The organism is Streptomyces yokosukanensis, assembly GCF_001514035.1.
Lineage (GTDB): Bacteria > Actinomycetota > Actinomycetes > Streptomycetales > Streptomycetaceae > Streptomyces > Streptomyces yokosukanensis.
The window spans coordinates 314,922-329,201 of sequence record NZ_KQ948206.1; the positions used below are offsets into that span (position 1 = coordinate 314,922).

Here is a 14,280-nt window from a genome sequence, read left to right on the forward strand (position 1 = left end):
GCCGTGAGCTGGGAGTTGTCACAGGCAGTCGCCGACGATCGCTTTCGGTCACAGGGCATGTCGCACGCGGCAGGCTTTATCAAAGATTTCCGTTACTGCCGCCGCTTCCGCTCTTTTCCGCCTGCATGCGGGCGACATAAGCGGCGGCCTGGGAGCGGCGCTGCATACCGAGTTTGGAAAGCAGACTCGAAACGTAATTCTTGATCGTTTTCTCGGCCAGATGCAATCGCTCGCCGATCTGGCGGTTGGTGAGTCCTTCGCCGATCAGGTCGAGGATTTTCCGTTCCTGCTCGGTGAGCTGCGCGAGCTTGTCGTCCGTGCGCGTGGGGCCGCCGTCGCGCAGCCGCTCCAGCACGCGCGCGGTGGCGACCGGATCCAGCAGGGATTTCCCGGCGGCGACGTCCCGCACCGCCTGCAGCAGTTCGTTGCCGCGGATCGCCTTCAGGACGTACCCCGAGGCGCCGGCCATGATCGCGTCGAACAGTGCCTCGTCGTCCGCGAACGAGGTCAGCATCAGGCACCGCACCGTCTCGTCCGTGGAGCGGACCTCCCGGCACACCTCGACCCCGCTGCCGTCCGGCAGCCGTACGTCCAGCACCGCCACGTCGGGTCGGGTGGCCGGAATGCGTACCAGTGCGTCGGCCGCCGTGCCGGCCTCGCCGACCACCTCGATGTCCGGCTCCACGGAGAGCATCTCGTGGACTCCCCGGCGGACCACCTCGTGGTCATCGAGGAGGAATACCCTGATTTTTCCCTCTTCGCGCACGAAGTCAGTCTCACACACAAACTCTTCCCGTGACCTGGGTCAGCGGGATAACGTGCGGTTGCTCCGGCCTTTCGCAAGGCTGTGACCAGCACGCTTGCGCACCTTCTCGATTTACTTGGAAATCCAAGCAAAATCGCAGGTCAGGTGGGGTTTCACAGAAATGTGGAGCACTGGGTAACGTGATGGTTGCAGGGCGCTCGCCGGGGCACCTGTCACGCCTGTTCCCGGCCGAGTGGCACCCACCCCGTGCCCGGTGGTCGAGACAGGTGAGCCGCACTGGCCTACCGGCAACCCCGGGGGCCGGAACGACGGAGGAGCACACGTGACCGTGGACAGCAGTGCCGCGCGCAAGCCGCGACGCAGCGCCGCAGGCAAGGCCGGCACCACCGGCAGCAAGACCGGCACCACCGGGTCGAAGACCGGCACGGCCGGGAACGCGTCCGGAGCCACCGGCACCAAGCGCACCACCCGCGCCGCGGCGAAGACGAGCGCCGAACCGCAGCTCGTACAGCTGCTGACGCCCGAGGGCAAGCGGGTCAAGAACGCCGAGTACGACGCCTACGTCGCCGGCGTCACCCCCGAAGACCTGCGCGGCCTGTACCGCGACATGGTGCTCACCCGCCGCTTCGACGCCGAGGCCACCGCCCTCCAGCGCCAGGGCGAACTGGGTCTGTGGGCCTCCCTGCTGGGCCAGGAGGCCGCCCAGATCGGCTCCGGCCGGGCCCTGCGCGACGACGACTACGTCTTCCCGACCTACCGCGAGCACGGCGTCGCCTGGTGCCGCGGGGTCGACCCGACCAACCTGCTCGGCATGTTCCGCGGCGTGAACAACGGCGGCTGGGACCCGAACAGCAACAACTTCCACCTGTACACCATCGTCATCGGCTCCCAGGCGCTGCACGCCACCGGCTACGCGATGGGCATCACCAAGGACGGCGCGGACAGCGCCGTGATCGCCTACTTCGGCGACGGCGCGAGCAGCCAGGGCGACGTCGCCGAGTCGTTCACCTTCTCCGCGGTCTACAACGCCCCCGTGGTGTTCTTCTGCCAGAACAACCAGTGGGCGATCTCCGAACCGACCGAGAAGCAGAGCCGGGTGCCGCTCTACCAGCGGGCACAGGGCTTCGGCTTCCCCGGCGTACGCGTCGACGGCAACGACGTCCTCGCCTGCCTGGCGGTCACCAAGTGGGCGCTGGAGCGCGCCCGCAGCGGCGAGGGCCCCACCCTGGTCGAGGCCTACACCTACCGCATGGGCGCCCACACCACTTCCGACGACCCCAGCCGCTACCGGGGCGACGACGAGCGTGCCGCCTGGGAGGCGAAGGACCCGATCCTGCGCCTTCGCCGGTACCTGGAGACTTCAAACCACGCGGACGACGGATTCTTCGCGGAACTCGAGGCCGAGTCCGAGACGTTGGGCAGGCGAGTGCGCGAAGCGGTCCGTGCCATGCCGGACCCGGACCACTTCGCGATCTTCGAGAACGTGTACGCGGACGGGCACGCGCTCGTCGACGAGGAGCGAGCGCAGTTCGCCGCCTACCAGGCGTCGTTCGCGGACGCAGCTGAAGGGGGTCGCTGAGATGGCCGAGAAGATGGCGATGGCGAAGGCCATCAACGAATCGCTGCGTCGTGCCCTGGAGGAGGACCCCAAGGTCCTGGTCATGGGCGAGGACGTCGGCAAGCTCGGCGGCGTGTTCCGGGTGACGGACGGCCTGCAGAAGGACTTCGGCGAGAGCCGCGTCATCGACACCCCGCTGGCGGAGTCCGGCATCGTGGGCACGGCGATCGGCCTGGCCCTGCGCGGCTACCGCCCGGTGGTGGAGATCCAGTTCGACGGCTTCGTCTTCCCGGCCTACGACCAGATCGTCACCCAGCTCGCGAAGATGCACGCGCGTTCGCTGGGCAAGGTCAAGATGCCGGTCGTCGTCCGCATCCCCTACGGCGGCGGTATCGGCGCGGTCGAGCACCACTCGGAATCCCCTGAAGCCCTGTTCGCGCACGTGGCGGGCCTGAAGGTCGTCTCCCCGTCGAACGCCTCCGACGCGTACTGGATGATGCAGCAGGCCATCCAGAGCGACGACCCGGTGATCTACTTCGAGCCCAAGCGGCGTTACTGGGACAAGGCCGAGGTGGATGCCGAGGCGATCCCGGCCCCGCTGCACAAGGCCCAGGTCGTCCGCGCGGGCACCGACCTCACCCTGGCCGCCTACGGCCCGATGGTGAAGCTGTGCCAGGAGGCCGCGGACGCGGCGGCCGAGGAGGGCAAGTCCCTGGAGGTCCTGGACCTGCGCTCGGTCTCCCCGCTGGACTTCGACGCCATCCAGGCATCGGTGGAGAAGACCCGCCACCTGGTCGTGGTGCATGAGGCGCCGGTGTTCTTCGGCTCCGGCGGGGAGATCGCCGCCAGGATCACCGAGCGCTGCTTCTACCACCTGGAGGCCCCGGTCTTGCGGGTGGGCGGTTACCACGCCCCGTACCCGCCGGCCCGCCTGGAGGAGGAGTACCTGCCGGACCTGGACCGCGTGCTCGACGCCGTCGACCGCTCGCTGGCGTTCTGAGGAGAGGGTCGTGACGACGATGACGGAAGCGTCCGTACGCGAGTTCAAGATGCCGGACGTCGGCGAGGGACTCACCGAGGCCGAGATCCTCAAGTGGTATGTCCAGCCGGGTGACACGGTCACCGACGGCCAGGTGGTGTGCGAGGTCGAGACCGCCAAGGCGGCCGTCGAACTGCCCATCCCCTACGACGGCGTGGTCCGCGCGCTGCACTTCCCCGAGGGCACCACGGTGGACGTGGGCACGGCCATCATCGCCGTGGACCTGGCGGGCGGCGCGGCGGCCGAGGCACCGGCCGAGCAGCCGAAGGCGGCACCCGTCACCGTGGCGGAGGAGCCGAAGCCGGAGGGCCGCCAGCCGGTCCTCGTCGGGTACGGCGTGGCCACGTCCTCCACCAAGCGCCGCCCCCGCAAGAGCACCGAGGCCGGCGTCCCGGCGGCGGCCCAGGCGATCCAGACCGAGCTGAACGGCCACGGCCACGGCACGGTCGCCGAGAAGCCCCGCCCGCTCGCGAAGCCACCGGTGCGCAAGCTGGCCAAGGACCTCGGCGTCGACCTGGCCACGGTCACCCCGTCCGGCCCGGACGGTGTCATCACGCGCGAGGACATCCACGCGGCGGCCACGCCGCAGCCGGCCGGGACGATCGAGCAGGCCCCCGCGGTCGCCGTGCCCGCCGTGCCGCAGGCACCGGTCGCGTCGTACGACGGTGCGCGCGAGACCCGTGTCCCGGTCAAGGGTGTCCGCAAGGCGACGGCGACGGCGATGGTCGGCTCGGCGTTCACGGCACCGCATGTCACGGAGTTCGTGACGGTGGACGTGACCCGGACGATGAAGCTGGTCGAGGAGCTGAAGCAGGACAAGGAAATGCAGGGCCTGCGGGTCAACCCGCTGCTGCTGGTCGCCAAGGCCCTGCTGGTCGCCATCAAGCGCAACCCGGACATCAACGCGTCCTGGGACGAGGCGAACCAGGAGATCGTGCACAAGCACTACGTCAACCTGGGCATCGCGGCGGCCACCCCGCGCGGTCTGATCGTGCCGAACATCAAGGACGCGCACGCCAAGACGCTCCCGCAACTGGCCGAGGCCCTCGGTGAACTGGTGACGACGGCCCGCGAGGGCAAGACGTCCCCGGCCGCGATGCAGGGCGGCACGGTGACGATCACCAACGTCGGCGTCTTCGGTGTCGACACCGGTACGCCGATCCTCAACCCCGGGGAGTCGGCGATCATCGCGATCGGCGCGATCAAGCTCCAGCCGTGGGTGCACAAGGGCAAGGTCAAGCCGCGCCAGGTGACCACCCTGGCGCTGAGCTTCGACCACCGCCTGGTCGACGGCGAGCTGGGCTCGAAGGTCCTGGCAGACGTGGCGGCGATCCTGGAGCAGCCGAAGAGGCTGATCACCTGGGCCTGACGGCGCCGGGCAGCAAGCCTCGAAGCGCTGAGGGGACGGACGCACCTACGACGTGCGACCGTCCCCTCTTCCATTGAGGCCCGGTTTCCGCATGCGATCTTGTTGTCACAACTGCCGTAGATTTACGGCATGGTGACGGGGGAGAAGACCACAGGTCGGCGTGTGAAGCCTCGGGCGGCGGGGCGCGGCGGGGCCGGGCGGGCCTCCGTGCTCATGGCCGGGGGGACCGTCGTCTCGCGGGCGAGCGGGCTGGTCCGGCAGGTACTGCAGGGGGCCGCGCTCGGCACCGGGCTGCTCGCCACCACGTACAACACGGCCAACACCGTGCCGACCAGCCTGTACACCCTGTTGATCGGCGGTGCGCTGAACGCCGTACTGGTGCCGCAGCTGGTGCGCGCCCGGGCCACGCACGCCGACGGCGGGCGGGCGTACGAGCAGCGGCTCGTGACCCTCGTCGTCAGCGTCCTGGCCGTCGGGACCGTGCTGGCTGTCTGGGCGGCGCCCGAGATCGTCAGCCTGTACATCCGGGACACCCCCAAGGAGCACGACGCGTTCCGGCTGACCGTCGTCTTCGCCCGGTTTCTGCTGCCGCAGATCTTCTTCTACGGACTGTTCGCCATCTACGGCCAAGTACTCAATGCCCGCGAGAAGTTCGGCGCCATGATGTGGACGCCCGTGCTCAACAACGTCGTCCTCGTCGCCATGTTCGGCGTCTATCTCGGGATGATGACCGTCCCCCGCTCCGTCGCCGACGTCACCGGCACCCAGGTCCGCTGGCTCGGTGTCGGTACGACCCTCGGGATCGCCGTACAGGCTCTCGCGCTCATCCCGTTCGCCCGCGCCGCCGGCTTCCGGTTCCGGCCCCGTTTCGACTGGCGCGGCACGGGACTCGGCTCCGGGATCCACGCGGCGAAGTGGACGCTGATGTTCGTGCTGACCAACCTGGTCGCCCTCACCGTCGTCACCCACTACGCCAATGCCGCCGACGCGCGGCTGCCGACGGCAGGCATCGGCTACACGGCGTACAGCTATGCGCAGACCATCTGGATGCTGCCCCAGTCCATCGTCACCGTCTCGCTGGTCACCGCGCTGCTGCCACGTATGAGCAAGGCGGCGGCCGAGGGGCGGATCGGCGATCTGCGCGCCGATCTCTCCCGGGCGCTGCGGGTCAGCGCAGTCGCCATCGTCCCGGCCGCCTTCCTCTTCACCGCGCTCGGACCGGACATCGCCGTCCTCCTCTTCGCCCATGGCGCGGCCGACGCCGCCACCGCCCAGCCCCTCGGCCACATGCTCCAGGCCTTCGGGCTCGGACTGATCCCGTTCTCGGCGCAGTACCTGCTGCTGCGCGGCTTCTACGCCGTCGAGGACACCCGTACGCCGCTCTTCACGGCCGTGTGGATCGGCGTCGTCAACATCGCGCTCGCCACCGCCTGCCATCTGCTGCTGCCCGCGCGCTGGGCGGTGACGGGCATGGCCGGTGCCTACACCGTCTCCTACTTCGCCGGACTCGTCCTCACCGCCCGGCTGCTGGCCCGGCGCACCGGCGGCCGGCTCGACGACGGCACCCTGCGCGGGACCTACGCCCGGCTGCTGTGCGCCGGTGGCGTCGGTGCCGTGGCGGGCTGGGCGGCGGCGCGGGGCTGCGCCGGTGTGCTGGGGGACGGCACGGCGGGGGAGATCCTGACCACCACGGCCGGCACGCTCGTCCTCGCCCTCGTCTATCTGGTGCTGGCCAGGATGCTGAAGGTCGCCGAGCTCCGACGGATTCCGGGATTCGGCTGACAGCACCGGTCCGGCTGATCCCTGATGACGCATCAGGGTCCGGTCGGGGCCGGGTCGGGGATGTCACGGATGGTGGTGGAGCGGCTACGGCGGCACGCTGGTGACATGACGAAATCCGCTGCTCCCCGCCTCGGTTCCACCCCCGTCCGCCGTGTCGCCGGCCTCGCGGGAACCGCCGCCGCCCTCGCCGTTACGGCGGCGCTGTGCGGGCCGGGAACCGCGTCCGCCACGCCCGGCGCCCCCTCCCCGTCAGCAACGGCTCCCTCCTCGCTCCCTTCTTCCTCACCCTCTTCCGCCACTGCTTCGCCGTCCACGACCGACTTCGGGGACTGCCCCGCTCTCCCCGACGGCGTCGACCCGACCCGATGGAGATGCGAAGTGCACACGGCCGCCCCTCGGTTGACCGTCGGGAAGGTCGCGGTGAACCTCGCCCCGATCACCATGACGCATGCCGAAGGCCCGCTGCCGGACAGAAGCAACGGGCAGGTGTGGGGTGCGATGCACAGCTCCCCCACCGCCGTACCGGGAGGGCTGACCGGCACCCCCGCAGGCGATCGCACGGCCGTCCTCGGGCTGGCGATACAGCCGGAGTACGGCGGCCGGTCGGACTTCTACACCGGGCAGTTCAGCCTTCGCTTCCGGCTCGTCGGCCCGTTGGTGCCGCACGGCTGCGCCATCGGGGCCGGCGATCCCCTCGACTTCCAGCTGAAGCGCTCGGGCCCCTCGAAGTGGGTCTCCCAGGATCCCCCGGTGATCGAATTCTCGGCGTACGACGACACGTTCACGGCCCCGGCGACCGAACACTGCGGACCGCTCGCCGGCCCCCTCGACCGACGGCTCGGCCTGCCGTCCGCCACGGGGAACCTGCTGTCGTACGACGCCTCGTACACCTTCAAGACCTACGACCAGCTCCCGGCGAAGGACGCCAAGGCACAGAGAGAAGGAGGGAACCTTTCGCACTGACCCCGACTCCTGCCCCGGCGATGCGGACCCGGCAGGGGACCGCACCGGCCGAGAGGGGCCAGGCATGGCACCGCACACCGAGCGTCCACTGCCGAAGGACGAGCGCGCCGGGCACCGCCTGCTCGACGTCCGCGGGACGCGGCTGCATCTCGCCGAATACGGCGGCAGCCGGGTCACATAGGGCGTCACCAGCGTGAGCAACTCGTCCATGGCCAGCGCGTCCCCGCCCTGCGCGGCCCGGACCGGCGGCGGCCGTGTCCCAGGGCGCTGTGTCGCCGTCGTCCTCCCCCCCGGACGTCCATGGCGGCTCAGCCCTGCCGGCGCAGTGCGTTCAGCAGGGCCGCGCCCCGCTCGGCGTCGTCCACGCTCACCGCGAAGTCCGCGTGGCGGCCACGGGGGCGTATGACCAGACAGTCGCCGGCGCGGAGCATGACCGTCGTGCCGAGGCCGCTGAGGCGGTAGCCCCAGCCGCCGACCTGGGACGGCAGCCGGTGTTCGGCGCGGGCGGACTCGATGGCGGCCGGGGACCAGCGGCGGGTCGGCCAGCCGAGCGGACCGAACGACACCTCCAGGCCCGCTTCCGACACCTTCGCCTGGACGGAGGAGAAGGCGGCGCCGGCGAGCGAGGCGACGGCGCAGACCGCGCACACGGGCCACAGCCCGGAGGGTCGGGCCAGACCGACGGCCAGGGCCACCAGGGCTCCGGCGGCGATCAGGCCGGTCAGCGTGGCCACCAGTTGCAGCCAGGGGTTGGCGGTGCGGGAGAACCACACCAGCCGCTGGCCCTCGGGCAGTCTGAGTTCAGGGGCGGGGGTGGCCGGCGTGGGGGTGGAACGGGTGCTCGACAGCCAGGCCACCACTCCGGCGACCGCCGCCGACGCCAGGATCAGCACGATGTCCAGGGCGGGCTCGCGGGCCGCGTGCCAGTCCGTGCGGTCGAGATTCGCGCGGACGACGGACGCCTGCGCGCCGACGAGGACCGTCGCCGTGGGCGCCAGCGCGAGCGCCCGCCATGGGCGTACGGCCGGCCAGGAGCAGCGCCAACGCACGCTCACCGCGACGGCGATCAGCAGCCAGAAACCGGCCGGGAACAGGGCGGCCGCCCATAGCGGCATCGAGCCGTCGGGAGTGTCACCGCCGCTCCAGTGGGTCGCCAGCCGGTCGGGCAGTCGGCCGTGGGCGGCCCAGGGCAGGGCGGCGAGCAGTGCCGCGACGGCCGCGACGGATCCCGCGCGCACCCAGCGCGCGGCGCGGCCGTGGCCGCCTTTGCCGCCGCCCCCGTTGGGTGCGGCTGCGTGTCCCCCGGTCGTCATCGCGTCGTGTTCCCGTTCGTCATGTGGTCGTCCCCCGGATCATGTCGATGAGGTCGGTGCGGCTGTAGCCGAGCCGGGATGCCTCCGCGATCAGCTCCCGCACCTTGATCTGCAGTCCGGAGCGTGCCGGCGCCCCCTCGGCGACGCTGATCCCGCGGCCCCGGCGGAACTCCAGCAGGCCCTCGTCCCGCAGTTCACGCAGGCCGCGCAGGACGGTGTTGACGTTGATGTCCAGGGTCGCGGAGAGATCGCGGGCCGAGGGCAGCCGGTCGCCGGGGCGGCACTCGCCCTCGGCGACGGCCCGCCGGATCGCCGCCGCGACCTGCTCGTGCAGCGGGCGGGTGTCGGTCTTGTCCAGACGCAGCAGCATGGTGCCAATGACACTAGCACCATCAGCTTCATTGTCGTGAGGGCGGACAGCAGAACGGGCCCGCCGCGTGTCGCGACGGGCCCGTGGGGTGCCGAGGGTGTGTCAGCCGAGCTTGGCGAAGCCGTAGCTGAGCAGCTTCTTGGCGTCCGCCTCGCGCTGGGGGATGGAGGTGGAGGCGAGGACGGTGCCGATGACCGTCTTGCCGTTCCGGGTCGCGGCGAAGACCAGGCAGTACTTGGCCTCCGGGCCGGAACCGGTCTTCACGCCGATGGTGCCGCTGTAGCTGCTGAGGAGCCCGTTGGTGTTCGTCCACGTGCTCATCGTGCGGGTGCCGCCCGTCTTGGTGACGGTCTTCGCGGTGTACGACTTCGTCTTCACGATCGCGCGGAACGTGGAGTTCTTCATCGCGCTGCTGGCGATCTTCGTCAGGTCGCGCGGCGTCGAGAAGTTGTTGCCGTTGCCGATGCCGTCGAACGAGTCGAAGGTCGTGTTCTTCAGGCCCAGGCTCTTGGCGGCGGTGTTCATCTTGCCGATGAAGTTCTTCACGCGCGCGTCGCGGGTGGAGCCCGAACCGTAGGTGTCGGCGAGCGCGTAGGCGGCGTCGCAGCCGGACGGCAGCATCAGGCCGTACAGCAGCTGGCGGACGGTGACCTTGTCGCCGACGATCAGGTGCGCCTGGGAGGCGTTGTTCTTGACGACGTAGTCGCTGTACGCCTTCTGGATCGTCACCTTTTTGTCGAGGTTGAGGTTCGACTGCGCGAGCACGACCTTGGCAGTCATGATCTTGGTGGTGGAACCGGTGGAGCGCTTGGTGTCCGCCGCCTTGGTGTAGAGCGTCGTGCCGCTCGCGTTGTTCATCACGTAGCCGCCGGCGGCCACGATCGAGGGCGCCGTGACGGCCTGCGCGGGCGCCGCGGCGAGAGCGCCGGTGGCGAGCAGTGCGCCGGAGGTGACGGCGACGGCGGCGGCTCTGCGGATGCGCGTGCTGCGGGTGCCCTTAATGCCGGTAATCAAAGTGATGTACCCCGATTGTGTTGAATGCCCCTGGAGTGCGGCCGAGTTGAGGTGGCAGGAGCAGAGGACCGCACGTGTGAGACACGTAAGTAGCACAGAAGGTTGTGCGGCTGCTGCGGGCGAAATCGGTCACGTCCGGATGCTGGACGTCGCTGCCGTATGCGTACGTGTTGTATCTATCCTGTGGGCATGAAGACGGCCGTACAGCAGACCACCCGCCGGCACGAGAAGCCGCCGCCCGCCGCCGATCGCGTGTACGCCCACGTCAAACAGGGCGTCCTGGGCCGTCTCTACGAGGGCGGCACCCTGCTCACCGAGGGCGAACTGGCCGAGGCCGTCGGCGTCTCGCGCACGCCCGTGCGGGAAGCGCTGCTGCGGCTGGAGGTCGAGGGTCTGATCCGGCTCTACCCGAAGAAGGGCGCCCTGGTGCTGCCCGTCTCCGCGCAGGAGATCGCCGACGTGGTGGAGACCCGCCAGCTGGTCGAGGAGCACGCCGCCCGCAAGGCCGTACCCGCCCCGCCCGGCCTGCTCCAGCGGCTGACCGAGCTGCTGGAGCTGCAGAAGACGCAGGCCGCCGCGGGTGACCTGGCCGCGGCCGCGGTCACCGACCGCTCCTTCCACGCCGAGATCGTGCGCAGCGGCGGCAACGAGATCCTGTCCCGGCTCTACGACCAACTGCGCGACCGGCAGCTGCGGATGGGCGTCGCCGTCATGCACTCCCACCCCGACCGGATCGCCAAGACGCTCGCCGAGCACGAGGAGATACTGGACGCGCTGCGCGCCGGGGACGCGGAGGCGGCCGTCGAGGTCGTGCACCGGCACGTGAGCTGGTTCGAGCACCTCGCCCGGGGTGAGGTCCGATGAGCAGCCCGGCGCGGAACGTCACTCTTCCGGGTGATCCGCCGGGCGGCCGACGCGCCGTCACCGTGTGGTCCATAGGCGTCGCCGTCTACTTCGTCGCCGTCATTTTCCGTACGTCGTTGGGTGTGGCGGGACTGGACGCGGCGGATCGCTTCCATGTCAACGCCTCCGCCCTGTCGACGTTCTCCATACTTCAGCTGCTGGTCTACGCCGGCATGCAGATACCCGTCGGCCTGCTGGTCGACCGGCTCGGCACCAAGAAGGTGCTGAGCATCGGCGCCGTGCTGTTCACGGCCGGACAGCTGGGTTTCGCCTTCTCCCCGTCCTACGGCACCGCCCTCGCCTCCCGCGCCCTGCTGGGCTGCGGTGACGCGATGACCTTCATCAGCGTGCTGCGGCTGGGCACCCGCTGGTTCCCGGCCCGGCGCGGCCCGCTGGTCGCCCAGTTCGCGGGACTGGTCGGCATGGCGGGCAACCTGGTCTCCACCCTGGTCCTCGCCCGGCTGCTGCACGGCATCGGCTGGACCCCGGCGTTCGCCGGCAGCGCGCTCGCGGGTGTCGTCGTCCTCGTGCTGACGCTGCTGTTCCTGAAGGACCACCCCGAGGGCTTCGAGCCCGAGCCGTCCCCGCACCAGGGCGCGGCCTACGTCCGCCGGCAGATCGCGGCGGCCTGGCGGGAGCCCGGCACCCGCCTCGGACTGTGGGTGCACTTCACCACCCAGTTCCCGGCGATGGTCTTCCTGCTGCTGTGGGGTCTGCCGTTCCTGGTCCAGGCGCAGGGGCTGAGCCGGACCACGGCCGGCGAACTGCTCACCCTCGTCGTCCTGTCCAACATGGTGATCGGGCTGGTCTACGGCCAGATCGTCGCCCGGCACCACGCGGCGCGGCTGCCGCTGGCCCTGGGCACGGTGGGGGCGACCGCGCTGCTGTGGGCGGCGACGCTGGCGTACCCCGGCGCGCAGGCGCCGATGTGGCTGCTGGTGGTGCTGTGCTCGGTGCTGGGCGCGTGCGGGCCGGCCTCGATGCTCGGTTTCGACTTCGCACGGCCGGCCAACCCGCCCGAGCGACAGGGGACCGCGTCCGGCATCACCAACATGGGTGGCTTCATCGCCTCGATGACGACGCTGTTCGCGATCGGGGTGCTGCTGGACGCGACCGGGGACGACTACGACACGGCCTTCAGCGCGGTGTTCGTGCTGCAGGCGCTCGGGGTGTCCCAGATCCTGCGGCTCCGCGGGCGTGCGGCCCAGCGGGAGCGCGAGCGGTTGGTGGCCAGCCGGGTGGAAACGGTGCACGTGCCCGCGTGACAGCGCGCTGCGCCGGTGCGGGCCCCATCGCGGGCGTCACGGGGGCCCGGACCCCCGCCACCGCCCTGAACGACTACGGCGTCACCGCGAAGTGGTTCAGGATCGCCGTCGTCAGGTCCGGGTCGCCCTCCGTCTTGACGCGGTCCGCCACCGCCTCCGGGGTGACGCGGCCGCAGGCGAGGCGGACGTAGGTCTCCCAGTCGAGGGTGAGGGTGGCGGCCGGGCCGAGGGCCGGGGCGGTTTCCAGGCTGCCGCGGCCCTGGATGTCGACGCGGATCGTGCGCAGGAACTCCACCGGGCCGTGCACGTCGAAGACGATCGCCGAACTGCGCGGCGCTTCCGCGTCCTTCGCGACGACCTTGGGGAGCGCTTCGAGAAGGACGTCCCGCACGACATGAGCGCCGGGCGAGTCCAGGTTGCCGGGGCGGCCGAGGGCCGTACGCAGGTCCTGCTCGTGCACCCACACGTCGAAGGCCCGGGTCCGGTAGGCCTGTTCCACCGTGATCTCCGTGCCCAGCGGGCCACGCACCGTGGCGCCGGGGTCGCGGGACTCGTTGCGGAGCTGGCGGTTGCGGCGGATGACCGTGTACTCCAGCTCGGCCGTCATCTCCGGCGCCGTGTGGTGGCGGCGGACGTCGACCTGCATCTCCATGTACCGCTGGTACTCGGTGGTGACGTGGAAGAGGTCACGCGGGAGCGAGTGGATCGGACGCGGGTCGCCGAGCATCTCGCAGTCCATGCCGATCACATGGGACACGATGTCCCGCACGGACCAGCCGGGGCACGGGGTCCGCCGGTTCCACTCGCCGTCCGCGAGCGACTGGACCATCTCGGATATCGCTTCGATGGAGTGCGTCCAGGCGTCGGCGTAGGGCTGGAGGGTGGGATGCAGACTCACGGAACGGGACCCCTCGGCGGTCGGTACACGGGCAGGTTGTGGCGGCGTTGCCAGCGGGCGTCGGCGCGGCGGCGGCGTCTGAGCCTCCCCCAGTTCTCGGCTGCGCTCGAACCGTGGGGACCCCCAAGTTACGCTGCTTGCAGGCACCCCGGCAGTGCTTTCGTGTGACGATCGTAGGCCTGTGTGGACGACTCGAATGCCAGGACGGTGGTAGTGTGCGCGCCTCGCTGATCCAGATTGCCGTGAACGAGGATGAATCGGTCGACTCCCGGCGGCAACGGGCGGCCGCGCTGGTCCGGCAGCAGGCCGGGGCAGATCTCGTCGTCCTGCCCGAGCTGTGGACGACGGGCGCCTTCGCCTACGAGGAGTTCGGCCCCGAGGCCGAGCCGCTCGAAGGGCCGACGTACGAGACGATGGCCAAGGCCGCGAGCGACGCGGGCGTGTGGCTGCACGCCGGGTCGATTCCCGAGCGGGCCGTGTCCGGCACCGGCTCCGCCACGGCGGACGGGCCGCTCTACAACACCTCTCTCGTCTTCTCCCCCTCCGGTGAGCTGGCCGCCGTCTACCGCAAGATCCATCGCTTCGGCTTCGACAAGGGCGAGGCCGTGCTGATGGGCGCCGGGCGGGACCTCGTGACGGTCCGGCTGCCCGGGACCACGCTCGGCGTGGCCACCTGCTACGACCTCCGTTTCCCCGAACTCTTCCGCTCCCTGGTCGACGCCGGCGCCGAGACGCTGGTGATCCCGGCGGGCTGGCCCGAGCGGCGACGCGCGCACTGGACGCTGCTGGCTCAGGCGCGGGCGGTGGAGAACCAGGCGTTCGTGCTCGCCTGTGGAACGGCCGGGACCCATGCGGGAGTTCCGCAGGCGGGTCACTCGATCGTGGTGGATCCCTGGGGCGAGGTGCTCGCCGAGGCGGGCCCGGACGAGGAGGTCCTCACGGTCGACTTCGACCCGGCGAAGGTGGCGACGACCCGCGAGCAGTTCCCGGCGCTGAAGGACCGCGTACTGGGCCTGGAGCCGCCGCAACGCCAGGGCCTG

Annotated in this window: 12 protein-coding genes and 1 pseudogene; 8 read left to right on the forward strand and 5 right to left on the reverse strand. The window is 70.6% G+C overall.

Features of this window, described 5'->3' with window-relative positions; translation table 11 throughout:
* Window positions 1-79: 79 nt before the first annotated feature.
* Window positions 80-766, reverse strand: a complete 687-nt coding sequence (locus tag AQI95_RS01455; RefSeq protein WP_067116956.1) for a response regulator — start codon at window positions 764-766, stop codon at window positions 80-82.
* Between the two features lie 322 nt (window positions 767-1,088).
* Between AQI95_RS01455 and pdhA the strand changes: the two genes are divergently transcribed.
* The 5 genes from pdhA to AQI95_RS01480 all read left to right on the forward strand — a co-directional run bounded on the left by pdhA (window position 1,089) and on the right by AQI95_RS01480 (window position 7,477).
* Entirely contained in the window at window positions 1,089-2,345 is a 1,257-nt protein-coding gene (pdhA, locus tag AQI95_RS01460) for a pyruvate dehydrogenase (acetyl-transferring) E1 component subunit alpha (protein WP_067115911.1), read from the forward strand.
* Window position 2,346: 1 nt separating this feature from the next.
* A complete protein-coding gene (locus AQI95_RS01465; RefSeq protein WP_067115913.1) occupies window positions 2,347-3,324 on the forward strand; it encodes an alpha-ketoacid dehydrogenase subunit beta in 978 nt (325 codons plus the stop codon).
* A 10-nt stretch (window positions 3,325-3,334) separates the two neighbouring features.
* The gene (locus AQI95_RS01470; RefSeq protein WP_067115915.1) at window positions 3,335-4,732 is read left to right on the forward strand and encodes a dihydrolipoamide acetyltransferase family protein; all 1,398 of its coding nucleotides are present in this window, start codon (window positions 3,335-3,337) and stop codon (window positions 4,730-4,732) included.
* A gap of 129 nt (window positions 4,733-4,861) precedes the next feature.
* Window positions 4,862-6,514 (forward strand): murein biosynthesis integral membrane protein MurJ, encoded by a 1,653-nt coding sequence (gene murJ / locus AQI95_RS01475; RefSeq protein WP_067115918.1) that lies wholly within the window; start codon window positions 4,862-4,864, stop codon window positions 6,512-6,514.
* Window positions 6,515-6,892: 378 nt separating this feature from the next.
* Entirely contained in the window at window positions 6,893-7,477 is a 585-nt protein-coding gene (locus AQI95_RS01480; protein WP_244188586.1) for a hypothetical protein, read from the forward strand.
* A 308-nt stretch (window positions 7,478-7,785) separates the two neighbouring features.
* Here AQI95_RS01480 and AQI95_RS01485 read toward each other — a convergent pair whose 3' ends face one another.
* From AQI95_RS01485 to AQI95_RS01495, 3 genes are all read right to left on the reverse strand, one after another.
* On the reverse strand, window positions 7,786-8,790 hold the full coding sequence (locus AQI95_RS01485; protein ID WP_107121518.1) for a DUF1648 domain-containing protein: 1,005 nt from the start codon (window positions 8,788-8,790) through the stop codon (window positions 7,786-7,788).
* Between the two features lie 19 nt (window positions 8,791-8,809).
* Window positions 8,810-9,160: a GntR family transcriptional regulator gene (locus AQI95_RS01490; protein ID WP_067115925.1), complete on the reverse strand. Its 351-nt coding sequence runs from the start codon at window positions 9,158-9,160 to the stop codon at window positions 8,810-8,812.
* A 102-nt stretch (window positions 9,161-9,262) separates the two neighbouring features.
* Entirely contained in the window at window positions 9,263-10,174 is a 912-nt protein-coding gene (locus AQI95_RS01495) for a D-alanyl-D-alanine carboxypeptidase family protein (RefSeq protein ID WP_067115929.1), read from the reverse strand.
* A 189-nt stretch (window positions 10,175-10,363) separates the two neighbouring features.
* On the opposite strand from AQI95_RS01495, the gene AQI95_RS01500 reads away from it, so the two are divergent.
* Together AQI95_RS01500 and AQI95_RS01505 are read left to right on the forward strand one after the other, a co-directional pair.
* A complete protein-coding gene (locus tag AQI95_RS01500; protein WP_067116962.1) occupies window positions 10,364-11,038 on the forward strand; it encodes a GntR family transcriptional regulator in 675 nt (224 codons plus the stop codon).
* Window positions 11,035-12,342 (forward strand): MFS transporter, encoded by a 1,308-nt coding sequence (locus AQI95_RS01505; RefSeq protein WP_067115932.1) that lies wholly within the window; start codon window positions 11,035-11,037, stop codon window positions 12,340-12,342. The genes AQI95_RS01500 and AQI95_RS01505 overlap by 4 nt, the downstream gene beginning before the upstream one ends.
* A 73-nt stretch (window positions 12,343-12,415) precedes the next feature.
* Here AQI95_RS01505 and AQI95_RS01510 read toward each other — a convergent pair whose 3' ends face one another.
* Window positions 12,416-13,240: a maleylpyruvate isomerase family mycothiol-dependent enzyme gene (locus AQI95_RS01510; protein WP_067115935.1), complete on the reverse strand. Its 825-nt coding sequence runs from the start codon at window positions 13,238-13,240 to the stop codon at window positions 12,416-12,418.
* Between the two features lie 215 nt (window positions 13,241-13,455).
* On the opposite strand from AQI95_RS01510, the pseudogene AQI95_RS01515 reads away from it, so the two are divergent.
* Window positions 13,456-14,268: pseudogene (locus AQI95_RS01515) on the forward strand (carbon-nitrogen family hydrolase); the annotation flags it as partial.
* Window positions 14,269-14,280: the final 12 nt, after the last annotated feature.